The organism is Candidatus Protofrankia californiensis, assembly GCF_900634765.1.
GTDB classification, from domain to species: Bacteria; Actinomycetota; Actinomycetes; order Frankiales; family Frankiaceae; genus Protofrankia; species Protofrankia californiensis.
Window position 1 is genome coordinate 2,198 of sequence record NZ_CAAAFT010000361.1, and the last position, 2,611, is coordinate 4,808.

The 2,611-nt window shown below is 69.2% G+C and carries 4 protein-coding genes; 2 read left to right on the plus strand and 2 right to left on the minus strand.

All coding sequences use genetic code 11. The annotated features are described in order from the left end of the window. Positions 1-408, plus strand: a 408-nt coding sequence (locus tag DD1DGNOD_RS18720) for a hypothetical protein (RefSeq protein WP_131770723.1), incomplete at its 5' end; no start/stop codon positions are given. A gap of 37 nt (positions 409-445) precedes the next feature. Here DD1DGNOD_RS18720 and DD1DGNOD_RS18725 read toward each other — a convergent pair. Next, positions 446-1,651: an RNA-guided endonuclease InsQ/TnpB family protein gene (locus tag DD1DGNOD_RS18725; protein WP_131767767.1), complete on the minus strand. Its 1,206-nt coding sequence runs from the start codon at positions 1,649-1,651 to the stop codon at positions 446-448. A 22-nt stretch (positions 1,652-1,673) separates the two neighbouring features. Here DD1DGNOD_RS18725 and tnpA point away from each other — a divergent pair, with 22 nt between their 5' ends. Further along, a complete protein-coding gene (gene tnpA / locus DD1DGNOD_RS18730; RefSeq protein ID WP_131767768.1) occupies positions 1,674-2,090 on the plus strand; it encodes an IS200/IS605 family transposase in 417 nt (138 codons plus the stop codon). Between the two features lie 105 nt (positions 2,091-2,195). On the opposite strand, the gene DD1DGNOD_RS28255 is transcribed toward tnpA, so the two are convergent. Beyond that, positions 2,196-2,611 (minus strand): DUF234 domain-containing protein (locus DD1DGNOD_RS28255; RefSeq protein WP_165035122.1); only part of this gene is annotated, 416 nt, incomplete at its 5' end.

Genomic DNA, 2,611 nt, shown 5'->3' on the forward strand with positions numbered 1-2,611 from the left:
GTGCTCAAGGACACTGACCTGCGTACCGCCGCCGAGGCGTTCGGTGACGGGCGGTACGCGGTCGTCGTCGACGACTGTGATCAGATCACCGTCGTACCGACGCAGGTCAACTTCGCCGACGGCCCCACGTTGTTGCAGGACATCGCCAGCCCCGGCGCGCTCGGCCACCAGGCGCTCGTGCTCTGCGGCGACGCGACGCCGATCCTCTCCGGCCAGCGCCGCTCCCTCGCCCGCGTCGTCAGCGAAATCATGACAAGCGGCGCCCGGCTGCTGCTCACACCCACCTCACCCGTGGTGGCGTGCGAGCACGGCTTCAAGCTGGAACCCGACCAGTTCTTCGCCGCCCCACCCGGCCGCGGCCACCTCGCCACCGCCCGCGCCACCACCCTGGTACACCTCGCCCGTTGACATCCTCTCCGCCCTGAAGGGCGGAGATTCCCGCCTGCTACGCCGCTGTGGGCGTGGGCTTCGGGTGGGTTCCCGCTTCGCCGCGCGGCGCCGGCACGGGTGCCGGTCTTACCTGCGCTCCACGGGCAGACACCGCCAGTCCGGCGGCCAGCGCGACGTTGACCGCCGCGTTCACATCCCGATCGTGCACCGTCCCGCAGACCGCGCACGTCCACTCCCGAACCGCGAGCGGTTTCGGCCCGTCCTTCACCCCGCAGGCCGAACACACCTGCGAGGTGGGTTCGAACCGGCCGATCCGGACGAACGTCCGGCCGTACCGGACCGTCTTGTACTCCAGCATGGCGACGAACGCAGACCAGCCGGCGTCGTGGACCGACTTCGCCAGCCGGGTGCGGGCGAGTCCTTTGACCGCCAGGTCTTCCACGGCGACCGCTTGGTTCTCGCGGATCAGCCGTGTGGAGAGCTGGTGGTGGAACTCGCGCCGCGCGTCGGCCACCCGCGCATGCGCGCGTGCGACCTTGACCCGCGCTTTCGCCCGGTTCGCTGAGCCCTTCTTCTTGCGGGACAGATCCCGCTGCGCCTTCTTGAGCCGCTTCTCGGCCCGGCGAAGAAACCGAGGAGAACCGATCTTCGTGCCGTCCGACAGCACCGCGAAATGCGTCAGCCCAAGGTCGATGCCGATCTCGGCGGGCGTCTCCAGAAGCGGGCTCTCCTCGCCGGTCTCGACGATGAAGCTCGCGAAGTACCGCCCCGCGCTGTCCCGGATCACTGTCACCGTGGATGGTGCCGAGGGCAGCCTGCGGGACCAGCGCACCTCGACGTCCCCGATCTTCGGTAATCGAAGCTTCCCGCCCGGGGTGAGCGACCAGCGGGCGTTCGCGGTGAACCTGACAGCCTGCCGGGTGTCCCGCTTCGACTTGTATCGGGGCGCGCCCATCCGGGGCCGCTTTCCCTTCAGCCCATCGAAGAAGTTTCGGTAGGCCGTGTCGAGGTCGCGCAGCGACTGCTGCAACACCACCGCCGACACGTCGGCAAGCCACGCCCGTTCCGGGGTCTTCTTCGCCTCGGTGATCAGCAGCTTGGACAGGTCCCCGGTCTTCGGGAACGGCAGCCCCTGCGCCCGCGCGGTCTCCCGAATCCGAAGCGCGTCGTTGTAGACGACCCGAGCGCACCCGCACGCCCGCGCCAACGCTGTCCGCTGACCAGCGCTCGGGTACAGGCGGAAGCCGTACCGAAGCTGCACGATCACAGCCTACCATTGGCTTATGGCTACCGATCCGGGCATCCGTACTGGCAGACACTGTGTTTTCGCGCTGCACGCCCACTTGGTTTTCGTCACCAAGTACCGGCACCGTGTGTTCGACGACCGGCACCTGACCCGCCTGGAAGAGATCATGAGGGCGGTCTGCGCCGACTTCGAGGCCGAGATGATGGAGTTCAACGGCGAACGCGACCACGTCCACCTTCTGATCAACTTCCCGCCCAAGGTCGCCCTGTCCCGGCTGGTCAACAGCCTCAAGGGCGTCTCGTCCCGGCGGATGCGCCAGGAGTTCCCCGACCTGGCCCGCCACTACTGGCGGGCGAACCGGCTGTGGTCGGGTTCCTACTTCGCCGGGTCTGTTGGCGGCGCGCCGCTGGACGTGCTCCGCCGGTACATCGCCGAGCAGACCCGTCCGGTTTAGAGCACGCTCGGGCCTGGGGGCCCTCCCGCGCGGGCCTTCACCCCCGGCCTGAAGGCCGGAGCACTGGCCCGCAACCCGGGTAGCTGTTTGCACAGCCCGGTAGCCTCATGCCCGCCAGGCCGCGATCAGCTCGTCCGGACTGACGGTCCGTACCGGCAGGCCGGCGACGACACCGCTCCGACTGACGGCGAGCAGCTCGGTGGCCGGGTCAGCCCCCGGCACCGCGGCCGTGTCACGGACCAGGGCGGCATGGTCATGCTGGTCGAACAGCTTCGAGGTCTGCCATTTGATGCTGCCGGTGAACACTATCCGGGTGGCGACGCCCTGACGGTCGGCACCGACCAGGTCGATCTCCGGGTTGTTCTGCCGGTTCCACCAACCGCCGACGGCTTCTACCTCGGGCCAGCCGAGTTCCGGGGCGATCCGCAGCAGCGCCTCCCGGATCACCGGCTCGACGGCCCGGCCACGCCAGGCGGTCCAGGAACGCCGCACTCGCCGCAGCAGCAGATCGGCGCGTCCCC

Bases quoted from the DNA above. Each gene is read 5' to 3' on its own strand.
- tnpA (WP_131767768.1), top strand. From the start codon at position 1,674: ATGGCTACCGATCCGGGCATCCGTACTGGCAGACACTGTGTTTTCGCG.